At 38.4% G+C, this 16,488-nt stretch carries 14 protein-coding genes; all 14 read right to left on the bottom strand.

The genetic code is table 11. The features are described from left to right. Positions 1–40 precede the first annotated feature (40 nt). The 14 genes from HMPREF3106_RS01970 to HMPREF3106_RS02035 all read right to left on the bottom strand — a co-directional run bounded on the left by HMPREF3106_RS01970 (position 41) and on the right by HMPREF3106_RS02035 (position 16,259). Positions 41–1,741: an ABC transporter permease gene (locus HMPREF3106_RS01970; RefSeq protein ID WP_070444105.1), complete on the bottom strand. Its 1,701-nt coding sequence runs from the start codon at positions 1,739–1,741 to the stop codon at positions 41–43. An 11-nt stretch (positions 1,742–1,752) separates the two neighbouring features. Then, a complete protein-coding gene (locus tag HMPREF3106_RS01975) occupies positions 1,753–2,748 on the bottom strand; it encodes an ABC transporter ATP-binding protein (protein WP_070444108.1) in 996 nt (331 codons plus the stop codon). A gap of 18 nt (positions 2,749–2,766) precedes the next feature. Further along, entirely contained in the window at positions 2,767–3,834 is a 1,068-nt protein-coding gene (locus HMPREF3106_RS01980) for an extracellular solute-binding protein (protein ID WP_070444111.1), read from the bottom strand. 12 nt (positions 3,835–3,846) lie between these two features. Further along, positions 3,847–4,674, bottom strand: coding sequence for a glycerophosphodiester phosphodiesterase family protein (locus tag HMPREF3106_RS01985; RefSeq protein WP_070444114.1), 828 nt, complete (start codon positions 4,672–4,674; stop codon positions 3,847–3,849). A 324-nt stretch (positions 4,675–4,998) separates the two neighbouring features. Then, positions 4,999–6,726, bottom strand: a complete 1,728-nt coding sequence (locus HMPREF3106_RS01990; protein WP_070444193.1) for an ABC transporter ATP-binding protein — start codon at positions 6,724–6,726, stop codon at positions 4,999–5,001. Continuing rightward, positions 6,713–8,479, bottom strand: a complete 1,767-nt coding sequence (locus tag HMPREF3106_RS01995; protein WP_070444117.1) for an ABC transporter ATP-binding protein — start codon at positions 8,477–8,479, stop codon at positions 6,713–6,715. The genes HMPREF3106_RS01990 and HMPREF3106_RS01995 overlap by 14 nt, the downstream gene beginning before the upstream one ends. Positions 8,480–8,591: 112 nt before the next feature. Next, on the bottom strand, positions 8,592–9,929 hold the full coding sequence (locus tag HMPREF3106_RS02000; RefSeq protein ID WP_070444120.1) for an MFS transporter: 1,338 nt from the start codon (positions 9,927–9,929) through the stop codon (positions 8,592–8,594). 98 nt (positions 9,930–10,027) lie between these two features. Continuing rightward, positions 10,028–11,464 carry a signal recognition particle protein gene (ffh, locus tag HMPREF3106_RS02005; protein WP_070444123.1) on the bottom strand — a complete coding sequence of 479 codons (1,437 nt, stop codon included), beginning with the start codon at positions 11,462–11,464 and terminating at the stop codon, positions 10,028–10,030. Between the two features lie 17 nt (positions 11,465–11,481). Then, the gene (locus tag HMPREF3106_RS02010) at positions 11,482–11,820 is read right to left on the bottom strand and encodes a putative DNA-binding protein (RefSeq protein ID WP_048711172.1); all 339 of its coding nucleotides are present in this window, start codon (positions 11,818–11,820) and stop codon (positions 11,482–11,484) included. An 84-nt stretch (positions 11,821–11,904) separates the two neighbouring features. After that, positions 11,905–12,450 (bottom strand): LOG family protein, encoded by a 546-nt coding sequence (locus HMPREF3106_RS02015; protein WP_070444196.1) that lies wholly within the window; start codon positions 12,448–12,450, stop codon positions 11,905–11,907. 53 nt (positions 12,451–12,503) lie between these two features. After that, a complete protein-coding gene (locus tag HMPREF3106_RS02020; protein WP_005605229.1) occupies positions 12,504–13,283 on the bottom strand; it encodes an inositol monophosphatase family protein in 780 nt (259 codons plus the stop codon). After that, complete coding sequence (locus tag HMPREF3106_RS02025; RefSeq protein WP_070444126.1) at positions 13,283–13,564, bottom strand: UPF0223 family protein; 282 nt, start codon at positions 13,562–13,564, stop codon at positions 13,283–13,285. The genes HMPREF3106_RS02020 and HMPREF3106_RS02025 overlap by 1 nt, the downstream gene beginning before the upstream one ends. 830 nt (positions 13,565–14,394) lie before the next feature. Then, on the bottom strand, positions 14,395–15,309 hold the full coding sequence (locus HMPREF3106_RS02030; protein ID WP_070444130.1) for a pseudouridine-5'-phosphate glycosidase: 915 nt from the start codon (positions 15,307–15,309) through the stop codon (positions 14,395–14,397). Continuing rightward, on the bottom strand, positions 15,306–16,259 hold the full coding sequence (locus HMPREF3106_RS02035) for a carbohydrate kinase family protein (RefSeq protein WP_070444133.1): 954 nt from the start codon (positions 16,257–16,259) through the stop codon (positions 15,306–15,308). Before HMPREF3106_RS02035 ends, HMPREF3106_RS02030 begins: the two co-directional genes overlap by 4 nt. Positions 16,260–16,488: the final 229 nt, after the last annotated feature.

Consider the following 16,488-nt stretch of genomic DNA (forward strand, 5'->3'; position numbering starts at 1 on the left):
ATAAAAAAGGCAATGACTTATATTCATTGCCTTTTAAATGTTATTTCTTTTTCTTTGATTTCTTAGCGTCTCTTCCTCTTGTTAAGTACAATGCTGCTGTTGAAATAATCATAAGCACTACAGTATATACAAAAGTCATTGCTTGAGCATTTGTAGTTGCTGTTTCATCACTGGCTTCCTTAATAACGATACCTAAAGGTTTGAATAAAGGATGATATAAGAATACGGATAAATCAAAGTCTGATAGTAAGCTGTTAAAGTTCAATACTGCCACAGACAATACAGTTGGCAAGATAAATGGAATGATAACTTTAATCATCGTTTGGAAAGTTGAAGCTCCCATACTACGAGATGCTTCTTCTAATTCATCATCAATACTGAAGAATACAGCTCTCACCATTCTGTATGAGAATGGTAATTTAACAACAATAAAAGCAATTAGTAACATTACAACAGTACCAATTAATACCCAGTTTAAGATAATCCATCTTGGTTGGTTGTATGTGAATAAAAATCCTAAAGCAATCAATGTTGATGGTAAAATCCATGGTACTAATGCACCGTATTCAAAAAGGAAATCAAATTTCCATGTGCTACGACGTACGATTCTTGCAATCACAATTGCTAAAATCGTTACTAACACTGCAGCCAATCCTGCATACACCAAACTGATTAAGTAAGGAGAAAATGCAGAAGCACTTGTAAAGAGTTGTTGGTAATTTTCTAGCGTAAAGTTCGCAAATGAAATTTCACCCTGTTTTATCGCTAATGGTTTTGTAAATGAATACAAAATAATAAATACAATTGGCATCACATAGATGAAGAATAAAACATAAGCGACAATATGCGCAATCACATTACCAATTGGTGATTGAATCTTTTGTTTTTTAATTTTTGCTTTTGTTTTTGAGATTGACATATAACGACCACCACGTTCAACACGATTCATGATAGTCAATAAGATAATTGTCGCTAATCCCAATAACATAGCTAAAAATGCAGCTAAATCTTTTGAGGATTGTGATTTAGCAAATGTAATAATCATTGGGTTAATGGTTTGGAAATCAGTTCCCCCAACAATTAATGGTGCAGAAACTGCAGCTAACCCTGTTAAAAATGTTAAGATTGTTAACGCAAAAATGGTTGGTAGCAATGTAGGTAAAACAATCTTAAACAACACATTTGCTGGACTTGCCCCCATATTTCTTGCAGCTTCAATCGTATGATAGTCAACCGACCTCACTGCGTTTCGTAAGAACATCATATGGTTGGATGTACATGCGAAAGTCATAATAAATAATACAGCACCAAACCCGGTAAACCAGTTACTATCTAAACTTGGGAAAATTTGAGTTAAGAATTTAGTAATCACACCATTGCTTCCATAAACAAATTTATATCCAGTAACTAATACTACCCCACCATAAACTAGTGACGTCATATATCCAAGTTTTAATACTTTACTACCTTTAATTTCCCAGTACTCTGTAAATAAAACTACTAAAGTACCGACAACATTAACGGTAATTACTAATGCTACCGCTAAAATAAAACTATTTTGAATGGATTGCATTGCACGTTGAGAAGAAAAAATCTTCTGAACAGCAGTGAATGAAAATTGCCCATTTTTGTAGAAAATTTCTTTTAGTAGATTTAAGTTTGGGTAAATGACTAATGCAATTAATATCCAGCCTACAATGAGTCTTAAAATCCATTGACTTAGGCTATTTCTTTTGGCCATTAATCTCACCCCTAGTACTGTAGAATATCATTAGGATGAATAAATAGCGTTAATTCTTGTCCTAACTCAAAAATTTCTAGATAATCATTCTTCTGAATCACACGTAGGATTTGTCCACTTTCAGCTTTAACGGTGTATTGAACTAATACCCCTTTAAACTCTGTATCAACCACCGTTCCTTTAATTGTGTAATCTTCTTCAGAAGTTGATTTGAATTTAATTCTTTCAAGTCGAATGTATCCAACTTTTTCTTCTTCCTTACCAGTCAATTCTTTCATTGTCTCTTCAGTAAGTTTATTAATATCTCCAATGAAATCACAAACAAACTCAGTCGCAGATTGGTTATAAATTTCTTGTGGAGTACCCACTTGTTCGATAAACCCATTATTGAATACAGCGATTCTATCTGAAAGCGTCAATGCTTCTTCTTGGTCATGGGTTACGTACAATGTAGTAATTCCTAAATCTCTTTGCAATCTCTTTAATTCAAGACGTAAATCAATTCGAAGTTTAGCATCTAAATTAGATAAAGGTTCATCTAAGCAAAGAATTTTTGGCTCTAATACTAATGCACGAGCAAGAGCGACACGTTGTTGTTGTCCCCCACTTAATTCAGATACATTTCGTTGTAATTGTTTATCTGAAATTTTAATCTTTTGGGCAATTTCATTTACTTTTGCGTCAATCTCAGATTTTGGCATTTTTTTGATTTTTAAGCCATATGCGATATTGTCATATACAGTCATTGTTGGGAATAATGCGTAACTTTGGAATACAATACCAATCTCTCTTTTTTCTGGAGCTAGGCGAGTAATATCTTTATCATCAACAAAAATACTTCCTTTAGAAGGATCGATAAACCCAACTAAAGTTCGTAATGTTGTAGATTTACCGCAACCCGAAGGTCCTAAGAACGTAAAAAATTCGCCCTCTTTGATTTCTAAATTCAAATCATCAACGGCGACAAAGTCGCCGTAGCTAATTTGAACATTCTCAAATTTAATCATGTTCAATTCCTCGTCATTCTATTTTAAAAATTCAAGTTCAACTTTTTCAACCCATGAGCTGATATTTTTTGAAATGAATTCCCAATCTAATTTTTGAGATTTTACTTTACTCATAAAGTCTTTAACATCATCATTTGCTTGTTCAAGAGCTTTTTTATTTGCTGGAATAGAAGAGAATTTCTTAGACCATTCAGCTTGAACTTCTGCACTACCAAACCAATTAATGAATTTTTGTACTGTTTCTTTCTTCTTAGAAGTGTTTAAAATACCAATTTGTTCAGTTACAAACGGTTCACCAACTTCTGGATACATAACATTGAAGTTATATTTACGTTCGTTTTTATTTTGTAAATAACCAGAACCCCACATCATGTTATATTCAATACCATCTTTTTTATCGATAATCATACCAATATAGTCTGTTTCACTTGCTACGACTTTAGCGTTTTGAGCGTACCCCTTGATAACGTCCCAGCCTTCTTTAGAAACTCCTAACTCACCGCTGTCATCGCGGTAGCGAGAAGCAATACTTCCTAAGATAACTTTTGAAGTACCTCCACTTAATTTGAAGATATTATATTTACCTTTGTATTCAGGTTTAGCTAAGTCAGTCCAATCTTTTGGCATTGTTGAAGATTCATTACCAATCAATACTAAAGGTTGCACCACTAATGGATAGAATAATCCGTCTGCATCTCCAAGAGATAAGTCTACTTCGCCTTTCCAACTTGGTTCATATTTTTCCAATAAGTCTTCATCTTTCAAACGGTTAAATTCCATATTATTTAAACCAAAAATCATATCCGCAATCGCATTATTTTTTTCTGCGATAACACGGTCTGCTAACTCACCACCGTTGATACTTACAAATTCAATATTAAAGCCATTTTCAGCAGCTTTTTCTTTCAACCAGTCTCCACGACCGTTTGATACTGAGTTTGAGTAAATAACGATTTTTTCATCTGAAGATCCTGATGATCCAGAAGATGCTTGCGTACTTTCAGATGAAGAAGATGTGCTAGGCGCACATGCCGCACCAAGTATCGCAACTGATAATAAAGCTAATTTTTTCAATGTTTTGTTCATAAAGATTCTCCTTTATTTTTGTATATTTTTAATATATGAACTTAATAAATATGGCCAATCGGTTTGAATAATATCAAATCCCATTTCCAATAATTTGCCAAAGCTACCATCTAAATCTCCTGAAACTGCTCTATGGTCATCACAGTCTCCACATAACTTAGACACTTTATTTAATGTCAAAGTATTGGCCCAGAGTAGCAATCCTTTTTGATGAAGTTCATCCATAAAATCAGGATTTACCGTTTCAGCATCTAGAGTTTTAAAGATTAACTCAACAGCAACTGTATTGATGTTGGCATATTGCTCAACCAACCGATACTCTTCTTGAGTCTTGACGATTGGCATAAAAGCGATTTCAAATTTAGCCGCATTTAAAACTTCTAGAATTTCTGCTTTAGCTGGAGCTTTTAAAATACAACAACTTGTATCTGGACGTTTTTTTAAATAATCAAGGAACGTATCCCAGTAAAACCAGCTACGATCTAAGTTGATAAAGCAATCCTTTTCTGCTAAATAATCTAAGATAACATCGACTCTCTCAACATGACCTTCAAGTGGTTTATCGAATTCATTCGTCACTACAAGATAATCGATTTCATCAGAGTTTAATTCTCTAATATCTACTTCCTTTCCAAAAATATACTTTTCGACCCCGTCATGTAGTCCATAAAAAATACCATCTTTTGAACGAACGATATCGAGTTCGACAATATCAGCGCCATGTAATAATGCGTTATTAAAGGCTAGTCGAGTATTCTGAATTACAGAAGCTCCACAAGTTCCTCTATGAGCGCACACTAGTACATGCTCTTTTCTTGCTTCTTGTAATGGATTAGTCATAATCATCCTCCTCTACTTTGATAGTGTACAATTAATTTTGGAACGTGTCAATATGAAACGCTATCATTTTTCGCCGCTTTTTTCACACCATTATATTCTTCTTAAAATTTTATAGTTATTACATGTGTATCCCGCATGATACGTATCACAGATGATACAACTTTAATTCAAAAACTCCTTTTGTATCAATTTTGATACAAATCATTTTTGATACAGCTGAACTTTTCCAACTTAGGATGTAACAATTATGAACCGTAACAAAATTGTTACACTCGCAAAAAAAGACATAGCTATTCTCTTTCGCTATGTCTTTTCTAATGATTGTTATTCTTGCATCATCCCTGCTTGGAGTTGATACATCTTATAGTAGAGCCCCTCTTTTTCTAGGAGTTCCGTATGCGTGCCGCTCTCTACGATTTCTCCTTTATCGAGGACAAAGATTTGATTGGCATCTTGAATGGTCGATAATCGGTGCGCAATTGCTAAAGTGGTTCGTCCGTTTCTCATCTTCTTAAGAGACGTTTGAATCACTTCCTCGGTTTGCGAATCGATATTGGCAGTTGCTTCATCTAGAATCAGGATTTTCGGATTGACTGCAATCGTTCGTGCAAAGGCGATTAATTGACGCTCGCCGCTAGAGAACGTTGAGCCTTTTTCAGAGACTTTATGGTCATATCCTTGTGGAAGTTGTTCGATAAAATGATGAGCATCGACAAATTCGCTCGCCTGCTTCACTTCTTCGTCTGTGATGTCTTGGTACATGCGAATATTGGAAGCAACCGTTCCATGGAATAAGAATGGATCTTGAAGCACGAGTCCGATTTTATCGCGAAGCACTTCTTTTGAATAGTGTTGAATTGGAAGTTCATCAATCAAGATTTCCCCTTCTTTAAAATCATAAAATCGTAAGAAGATGTTCATGATGGACGATTTTCCTGACCCGGTTGAACCGACAAAGGCAACGGTTTCTCCTGGATTCACCACAAAGTTAATGTTCTTTAGTACATTTCGTTTGCCGTCATAAGAGAAAGTGACATTTCTAAACTCAATCTTCCCGTCTTTAATCTCAGTCACCTTTCCAAGTTGTTCAGGTTCATAATCGGTATTATCGATGACTTCAAAGACACGAGTCGCCGCAATCATCGACGTTTGAATAATCGCAAAGTTTTGCGTCACATCAATTAATGGATTAAACAACTGATTCGAGAATTGAATAAAGGCGTACATCACCCCTGCTGTCACTCCAGCCACTTCCCAAGTAAGGCCAAAGTATAAAATAATGACCGCATAGGCAACAAGCTTTAATAGCGACATCGCTGGACGAAGGAACAAACTATTCACATTAATCGAACGATTCGAGAATTGCACATGTTCCTCGTTAATTTGTTCGAATTCCCTTCTTAAACTTTCTTCTTGATTGAATGCCTGAATCATCTTCATGCCATCAATACTTTCTGCTAGCTTCACATTAATCTCGCTAAGCTTCTCACGCGTCTTACGAATCACGCTGTGAGATAAATGGTTATAAATTTTAACGGATGCAAACATGACCGGAATAAAGAGAACCATTAAAATCGTAAGTCCTACATTCATACTTAACATCGCAGATAATGTGGCCACGATAATAAATAAGGTACTTAGAAACGTTGAGAAAATCGAACTAAACATATCGCTAACTGCCTGTGTATCGTTTGTTAAACGCGACACGATAGCCCCTGCTGGTGTTGTATCAAAGTACGTCATATTGAGTTTTTGCATGTTAGTAAAGGCCTCTTGACGTAAATCTCTTACGACACTATTGGATACATAACTAAAGGCGTAGGTCCCAATATACGTAAGTAGAACACGTAGCAAGAATAGTGAATAGTATACAATCAGGATCCAGTACCCTTCATTCCACACACCATTATCAATATACGTATCGATATAATAACGAGCCATCAGCGGAATTACCGTTGCGGTCACACTGGATAAGAGGATAAATAAAATCGCAATCGTGCTCGACTTCTTATAACGCCATAAGTAAGCGATGAGTCGATTAAAGGTCTTCATGTTCAACTACACTACCCCCTTCTTCAAGTGTCGCTTCGAGCTGTTGACGGTCGTAGGTTTTGGCATACCAACCACCAAGCGCCATTAATTCTTCATGCGTTCCTTTTTCAATAATACGTCCCTCTTGAAGCACAATGATCAGGTCCGCATGTACAATCGCGGATAGACGGTGCGCTGTAATCATTGTCGTTTTGTCGCTACGTTCACGTTTCAAGTTTTCTAAAATTAAATGCTCTGTTTTCGCATCAACTGCCGATAACGAATCATCTAGCATTAGAATTTCCGGATTCACTATGAGCGCGCGTGACATCGATAGACGTTGTTTTTGGCCGCCTGATAAAAGCACACCCTTCTCTCCAATCAAAGTATCGAACCCTTCCGGCATCGCCATAATATCGTCATACAGTCCGCAGATTTTAGTGGCTTGGATAACTGCTTCGTCAGAAAGCATTGGATTTCCAAAACGAATATTGTCTTTAATCGACATCGCAAATAAAATTTGCTCTTGAGGCACATAGCCTATAAGCGCACGCAAGTCTTTAATGCGATAGTCTTGGATGGAACGTCCATTCATCAAAATCTCTTCTTTTCCGGAATCATATTGACGAAGGAATAATTTTAATAGTGTAGATTTTCCAGATCCTGTTGGACCTACAATCCCAATCGTTTGCCCTTGGTGAAGGCTGAAAGATACTTCTTCTAACGTTGGCATATCTTCGTATCGGAAGTTGTGAATATCGACATCAATCTCTCGCACTTCTGTAACCCCAAGTGCGTTTGGAGCTTCTTCAACTTCACTTGTCTCTTCCATTAATTTTTCAATACGACGATACGAGATACTTGCACGTTGCCCGATATTAAGGAGCCAACCAATGGCTTGAAGCGGCCATACCAGCATATCTAAATACGTCATAAAGGTAATCATTTCCCCAACCGTGAATTCACCACGTTGGATTAAATAGCCCCCATATCCCAAACTAATTAAGTAGCTGAGCCCCACGAAAATCAAAACAATTGGACCAAACAGGTTATTAAATTTCGCAGCATGATTATTCTTTTTCCATGCATCTTGGTTGGTTTGCCAAAATGACGCTGTTTCTTTTTCCCCATATCCAAATGATTTCGTCACTTTAATCCCAGAAACACTCTCGTTCACATGGTTATTGAGTAGTGAAAAAGCTTCTTGAGACTCTTCAAAACTTTTATGTTCTGCACGAACTACAATATTCGTCGCAATCGCAAGCAGTGGTAACGGAATAATGGCAACCAGTGTGACTCGCCAATCGAGCATAAAGAACATCGTCGCTAAAGTCACTAATGCTGTAATGGAGGCATCGACAGCCGACATCACGCCTCCACCTGCAGTCATGACCACCGCATACACGTCATTGGTCGCATGCGCCATTAAGTCTCCAGAGCGATACTTTTGATAAAAGCTCGGAGACATACTTGTAAAGTGTTCGTATAATTGATTTCTCAGTCTCTGACCTAACGAGTTCGCAGTCCCGAAGATAAAAAGACGCCATACAAAACGGAGTCCGTACATGGCTACTGCTGAAAGGAGCAATAACAGTAAGTTCCATAATAAAGACGATATTGTGAGCGTCTTGAGGTCGATGGAATCGACGACTTCCCCAATCACTCTTGGCGGAATAAGATTGAATACACTGACTAACGACAATGCGATAATGCCAATCGTGTATCGTTTCCACTCTAATTTAAAAAACCACGATAATTTCTTTATTAAATACATATTTCTCTCCTTTCACACGTCAATCTATTGTACTATAGTCTTCTTCCTATTTCATATGATACGTTCTAAAAAAGACAACCCTTCTCTTGTTCGAGTCAGATTGCCTTTAACTTTAATTTTTCTTTTGTGTTTGCGGATAGATCCACAAGAAAACAATAAGTGCAATAACTGCAAGTGTCGTTACAAAAATAATACTTGTTTGTCCTGCTGTTACTAAATTTGAATCAAATGAGCTGAAAATCCGAGCGATAATCGTTGTTGAAATCGCACCAGTGAACTGTTGTAAAGTATTTACGATACTATTCCCGTCTGCTTGAATATCAGAATTTAGTTGCGCTAATGAATAGGTTACGTTACTTCCCATCACAAAACCAATCCCTGTCATAAAGATGACGTTGAGCGCTAATAAAGGATAGATGGTTAAATGCGGGAAGAATAGACTAATGAATACTCCTCCAACAACCGCAAACACTAAACCTGTTAAAATTGGTTTCAACGGACCTGATTTATCATACCAACGACCTGACAAAGCTGAAAGAATGGCCACCATTGCCGCACCAGGAAACATAAAGAGCCCTGCCACCGTGGCTGTTTCTCCCCACGCCAATTGAATATAATTTGGATATATAAACGATAATCCAAGTACAATTCCTTGGAAAGCCAAGACGATATATAATGTTGCGTTGAACGTCGCAAACTTGAACGGCTTGAACGACAAGAGCGCATTTTCTCGGTTAAAGTAGAAGAACGCCGCAAATGCTACGACCACTACTCCAAGATAGAGGACTGATAAATGTTCAATCGCCATCAGTAAGCTTGCAAGTCCAATCCCTAATGTCACAAACGCCATTAAGTTGAATGGTTGTTTCTTCGGAGATTCTTCAGTTGGAATCGCCCAAAGCCCCATCACTAACGAGAATACTAAAAATGGAATCAATGCGAAGAAAATCGCACGCCATCCGAATGCGCTTGAGACAACCCCGCCAAATGTTGGTCCAATTGGTGGAGCTAGTGCTGTTGTCATCGCTCCAATCCCAATGACTGTTCCATGTTGATGCAGCGGTACTTTAGATAATACGATATGGAACATTAGCGGAAGTGCAATCCCTGTTCCAATCCCCTGCATAAAGCGTCCGAGTAATAAAATTACTAAGTTTGGTGAAATACAGTCAATTAAGACCCCACCAATAAATAAAAGGTTTGATGCCAAGAAGAGTTGGCGAATCGTGTAGTTTCGTGTTAAATATGCCGTAATAGGCACGACAATGGCAATCGCTAGTAAGTATCCTGTTGTTACCCATTGAATCCCTGAAGAATCTGTATTGAATTCTGTCATGAGAGTCGGGAAGGTAACGTTCATTGCGGTTTCAATCAACACACCACAAAAGCTCATAATCGCCGTTGCGATTACTGCTGGAATGACATGCCATGTTTTCGTTTGATTTCCCATTGAGTTCTCCTTTCTTTGCGTTATTATCGCCATAAAAAAACCGCAACCTTACAGTTCAGTAAGATGTTGCGGTTTAAATTATTTTATAACGCTGTTTCCTAACGTTTTTTCTTTAATTTTTTCAATTTATTTTGTTTTTGACGGCGTGCGTATTGTTGCATACCGATTTGAGCGAGTTTGTTTCCACGTCCGCCCATGCCCATTTGGTTCATCATACCTTCTAGGCCTTTCATATTCCCATTAGACATTTGGTTCATCATCTTCTTAGATTCGTTGAACTGTTTAATTAAACGGTTCACTTCTGCTAAAGGACGAGCCGAACCTGCCGCAATCCGTTTACGACGAGCTTGTGATAAGATATCTGGATTTTCACGCTCTTGTGGAGTCATTGATAAGACGATTGCTTTCATACGAGCTGTATCTTTTGGATCCACTTTTAAGTCGTTTAGACCAGCCATCTTATTTAACCCTGGAATCATCTTCAAGATGTCTTCTAGTGGTCCCATCTTATTCACTTGGTCTAATTGGTCGATAAAGTCATTAAAGTCAAAAGTGTTGGCTTTAATTTTATCCGCCATCTCTTGCGCTTTTGCTTCATCGAAGTCTTGTTGCGCCTTCTCGATAAGGGTCATCATATCCCCCATACCAAGAATACGAGAAGCCATACGTTCTGGGTAGAAGATTTCGAAGTCTTCTAATTTTTCCCCACGACCTGTAAATTTAATTGGTTTTCCTGTAACTGAACGGATAGATAGAGCCGCACCACCACGAGTGTCCCCATCAAGTTTTGTAAGGATAACCCCTGTGATGTCCAGACGTTCATTAAACGTTTGAGCTACGTTTACGGCATCTTGCCCTGTCATTGAGTCGACAACGAGTAAGATTTCGCTTGGATTTGCGACTGCCTTGATGTTTTGTAATTCTTCCATCAAGGTTTCATCAATATGCAAACGACCGGCCGTATCGATAATCACTAAGTCGCGACCATCAATTTTCGCTTTTTCAATCGCTTGTTTGGCAATTTCCACTGGGCTTACTTGATTTCCAAGTGAGAACACTGGGAAGTTTAATTGTTTCCCTAATGTTTGTAATTGGTCAATCGCGGCTGGACGGTACACGTCGGCAGCAACTAATAATGGGCGTTTCTTTTCATGTTTTGCCATGAAAGAAGCGAGTTTACCAGCAGTCGTTGTTTTACCGGCCCCTTGAAGACCGACCATCATCACTACCGTTGGCGGTTTAGCTTCGAAACGGAATGGCGCTTGTTCGCCCCCCATTAATTCTGTTAATTCTTCGTTAACGATTTTAACGACTTGTTGTGCTGGTGATAATGCTTCAAGCACATTGGCACCTAATGCACGTTCGTTGACTTTACGCACGAAGTCTTTTACAACTTTGAAGTTAACGTCGGCTTCTAAAAGCGCAAGACGCACTTCACGCATCATTTGTTTTAAGTCAGCTTCCGTAATTTTTCCTTTTCGTGAAACGGAAGTCATCGCATTTTGCAGACGATCTGATAATCCTTCGAATGCCATAATTTCACTCCTTGAGTTTATTTATTCATCTCTTGTAATTTTGAAACGATTGAAGCAAGCTGTGTTGCCTCAGGATAGTTCTTTTGAATTTCTTTTTCTAATTCATCATAGTGCTCTTGGCGTTTATAGAAATCAGCGACCAGATGTAATTTCTCTTCGTAATTTTCTAATAACTTTGCCGAGCGGCGGATATTATCATATACTGCTTGACGGCTCACGTCAAATTCTTCGGCGATTTCACCAAGCGAATAATCATCCCCATAATAGAGCTCCATATATTCGAGTTGTTTATCGGTTAAAAGGCTGCCATAGAACTCTACAAGCAAGTTCATTTGCGTTGTTTTTTCTAATTCCATTCGTTGCCCTCCCTTAAACTCATATCCTTTATTATAGCAAAGTTCCAACCTTTTCGCTATTAAAAATAAGCGCTAGAATCACTTCTAACGCTTTTTATGAGCTTCAATCAACGCTTCGATTTCAGCCAAAGTTTTCGCAAAATGAATTTGGCTTCTGTCTTCTTTGCTTAGTAAGTTCGCCTCCATCATTTTATCGAAAAAGGCTTCTAAATGATCATAATAGCCTTCCATATTATAGAAGATACATATACCATCCGTTTGTCCTACACGTACCCAAGAAACCACTTCTGCAATTTCTTCAAGGGTGCCAGGACCACCAGGAAGCGCAATATATACGTCACTGAGTGCAATCATCTGATTTTTACGCTCGGACATCGTATCGACAATATGAAGTTTCGTGATATCTTGTTTCGCAATTTCACGGCCTACAAAAAACTGCGGCATCACGCCAATGACTTCGCCGCCTTCGTTCATCACGGCAGTCGCAACCACTCCCATGAGTCCAGTATTTCCACCACCGTAGACAAGCGTGTGGTTGTGTTTTGCCATCCACTTGCCTAGTTCTTCTGTTTTCTGATCAAATGCAGGGCAATTACTTTGGCTCGCCGCACAATAAACTGCAATATTCATACGTTCTCCTTTAAAACAAAGAGGCATAATCTCTTACGCCCCTCCACTCATTTTTATTTAAATGCTGCGATAATTTCGTCAGCAATATTTTTAGAACAGATAACACCTGTTGTCTTTTTGTTAGGAACTAAGAAGTCTACTTCTTTTCCGTCAACTGTACTGTAGTGTAATCCTAGTTCTTTAGCGATAACCATTCCAGGTGCGATATCCCATGGAGCAAGTAATGTAGAAACATACGCTACAGATTTTCCTAAGATTACTTGGATATGCTCGATTGAAGAAGCACCGTAAGTACGAGTAACCATTGCTTTACGAATCATTTCTGCTTCTTTTTCAGTCGCTTCTAATAACATAAATCCATTCACGTTAATGGAGCTGTCGCCAATGCTGTGGATTTCAGGAGTTGAAAGACGACGACCGTTGCAGTACGCACCGTAATCTTTAATACCGTAAACGAAGCGGTCACGCATTACATCGTAAATGTAACCTAAAAGACCAACGCCATCTTTATATAAAGCAATCATAATCCCAAAGTCTTCTTGACGTTTCACGAAGTTCAATGTGCCATCGATTGGGTCGATTAACCAAACGTAACCGTCCATTGAAGTTAATTCGTCACCGAAACCTTCTTCTCCCATGATTTTGTGTGTTGGAAATTGTTCACGAATTTTTGCGATAAAGAATTGTTCGATTTCTTTATCCACGTTTGTTACTAAGTCATTACGGCTTGTTTTTGTATCTACTTTTAATGGTTCCCCAAAGCTGTGACGGATTTTTTGTCCAGCCTCCATAATCCAGTCATTTACTAATAAGTGTGTTGCTAATAAATCCATTATTTTTTCAATCCTTCCATACGAATAATTTTTGTTGCGTTTTTACTTGCTTGGACAACACGATAAAGGCTATATCCACTTACTTCCTCGAATTCACGGCCAAGTCTCTTCTCTTCACCGATACTACGGACTACCGTTTTAAATTCTTGGTAGGCTTTATTGAATGCCTCGACTTGGATCCCTTTCTCGTAAGCCTCTTCGACCGCATTCCAAAGTTTGATGACTTTACTCATCTCTTCATGCGACCATTCCAAATCAATTGGATAACTATAATTGGCCATTTCGCCACCTCACAATCATACCTATTTAGTATACACTTTTTCTGCAAGAGTTTCCATTTATGCATAACAAAAATTTCGCTAAAAAAAGATGATGACGGAGAATCCTTGCGGATGTATTAATAGTCGCGGTAATGGGGCACCGGCTCAAGTCTTACGTCTTTCGCCTTTAAAGCCTCAAATCAGGAGTAAGAAATAAATTTCTAACTCCTGCTAATTCACATTTAATGCACTTCCCCATTACTACGACTATAAATCCGCAAGATTCTCCGTCATCATCTTCTTTGTGCCGTATAAGGTTAAATACAACTCTTCCAATATTTACTAAATAGGTTGATTCCTCGAAAATTAGACAAAACCTATCAAACTTTATAACTGCTTTTCAGCTCGACTAATTTCTAGCACAATCTTCAACTTTAGTTCCTGCACTCTCTAACTCGAGAAGCACCGTTCCCTTCCCCTTGCGCACAAATCCAAAAAGAAAAATATCCCCTTATGGATTACAGAGACTCCGCTCAATTTGTTGATAGCATGCTCTTCAAACTTAGTCCCTGTACTCTCTAACTCAAGAAGCACAGCCACCTTTTCTCTTGGGTACAATCCCAAAAGAAAACCAATCATCTATGGATTACGTCGTATCCACGGATTCTATATTAGCAATAACGGGAATAGCATTAAAACGAATAAGAGGGCGTAGGATTTTTAATCCATACGCCCTCTTTGAGGCTTTAAAGGTGAGAGACCTTGGGCTCGAACCGATGCCCCGTTATCGCTAATATGAAGATATCCGTAAGGATACAGAGTAATCCATAAGAGTACTTTTAAGTACTGAATTATTTTCCTTCTTGGTATTCTTTTGCGATTTGCGCACCAAGTTTCGCGTTATTGTAAACAAGCTGAATATTCGTCTTCAAGCTTTCCCCGCCTGTTAACTCAACGATTTTCGCTAATAAGAATGGTGTGCTGTCTTTTCCGTGAACACCTTTTTCGTCTGCTTCACGAACCGCTTGATCGATAATTGCATCGATTTTTTCGTGTGGGATTTCGTGTTCAGATGGAATTGGGTTTGTGACTAAGATACCACCTTTAAGGCCTAGTAATTCAGAGTAACGAATCATTTCAGCAACTTCTTTAGCTGATTCAACTCGGCTGTTTAATTTGTACTCAGATGTACGAGTGTAGAATGCTGGTAAGTAGTCTGTTTGGTAACCTACTACTGGCACTCCTTTTGTTTCTAAATATTCAAGAGTACGTGGTAAATCAAGAATCGCTTTGGCACCAGCGCAGACAACTGTGACTGGAGTTTGTCCTAATTCATCTAAGTCTGCTGAAATATCCATTGTTTCTTCAACCCCACGGTGAACCCCACCGATACCGCCAGTTACGAATACTTTGATACCCGCTAAGTGCGCACCAATCATCGTTGTTGCTACTGTAGTTGCACCTAAAACACCTTTAGCAAATGTTTCTGCTAAGTCACGGCGTGATACTTTTGCGACTGGTTTTTCTTTTGCAAGACGTTCTAAGTCCGCTTCTTCTAAACCAATTTTGTATTTTCCGTCCATGATGGCGATTGTTGCAGGAACAGCTCCATTGTCGCGGATAATTTGTTCAACAGTTTTAGCCATTTCAACGTTTTGTGGATATGGCATTCCGTGTGAAATGATGGTTGATTCTAACGCAACGACTGGTAAGTTGTTGTCTAAAGCGTGTTGCACTTCTTTACTGATTGATAATAATGGATTCATGATAAACCTCTTTCCTTTAATTGTTGATATTCTTTTTCAAATGACTTAGCGTTTAAGTCTTTTCGAACTGTTTCAATGGCTTGGACCGTATAGTACGAATTCGTTAATCCGTATCCTATCGATTCTTCCAAGCTAGCCCCCTTAAGAGCTCCGTAAAGCACTCCAGAAGAAAATGAATCTCCTGCTCCTGTCACATCACAGACTTGCTCTACTTTTATCGGTGTAAAAGTCTTTACGACTCCTGTACTATCTGAAAAAACACCACATTTCGTCCCTTTTGTAATGACGATATTTTCAACGCCATCCTTCTGCCACAATATAGCCAGTTCAGGAAGTTCGTGTTCGCCGTACCGTGTTTTTGACTCATCTTCATTCACGACAATCCAATTCACTCCTTGTAAATTGTCTGGAATTCGTTTCATCTTCGGCCCACTCACTGGAATAATGGCAAGTGGAATTTTTCCTTCATTTGTTAGCTGTATAAGCGCTGCTAATGTTTCTTGAGGAAGATTGAGATCCGCAATGATGAGCGCTGCTTTTTTCACCGCTTCTTCATGCGAAGTGATCCACTGAGGTGTCATCTCCTCACAAATGGTCATATCTGCTAAAGCAAGACACATATCACCTTGAAGGTCCAAAATCGCTGTATAATTCGAAGTTATTTTTCCTGACAGTCGGTCAACTAATGAAAAATCAATAATGTCTTTCGTTTCTCTTTCAAGCCATGTAAAACTTTCGTCATCTCCTGCTACCGATAACATCTTAACAGATAGCCCTAGTCGTCCTAAATTTTCAGCAATGTTTCTGGCAACACCACCTGCACTTAATGATGAGACTACTGGATTGCTCGTTTCGAGCACGAGATTTTCGAGCAATTGGACTTTCTTGTCCACGTTCATTCCACCGATACAAAGTACGTAGGAATCCTTAAATTTCTTGTCCTCAGACATGAAACATCCCCCTTCGTTTACATAAAGGTTCGATGAATGGAGGAGGATGAAGCTTTTCCTTCATTCTGTCTTATACGCTTCATTATAAGCGATAACCCCTACTCCAATCAAGCTATCCAGGAGGAAACCACAAATATTTTAAACTTCATTCAGATAATTGTTCGGGTTTAAAACGAAAACTACGTCATCTTTTCTTTAACAGCAACAAAAAAGGACCCGATAATTCGAG

Source organism: Granulicatella sp. HMSC31F03, assembly GCF_001807725.1.
GTDB lineage: Bacteria > Bacillota > Bacilli > Lactobacillales > Aerococcaceae > Granulicatella > Granulicatella adiacens.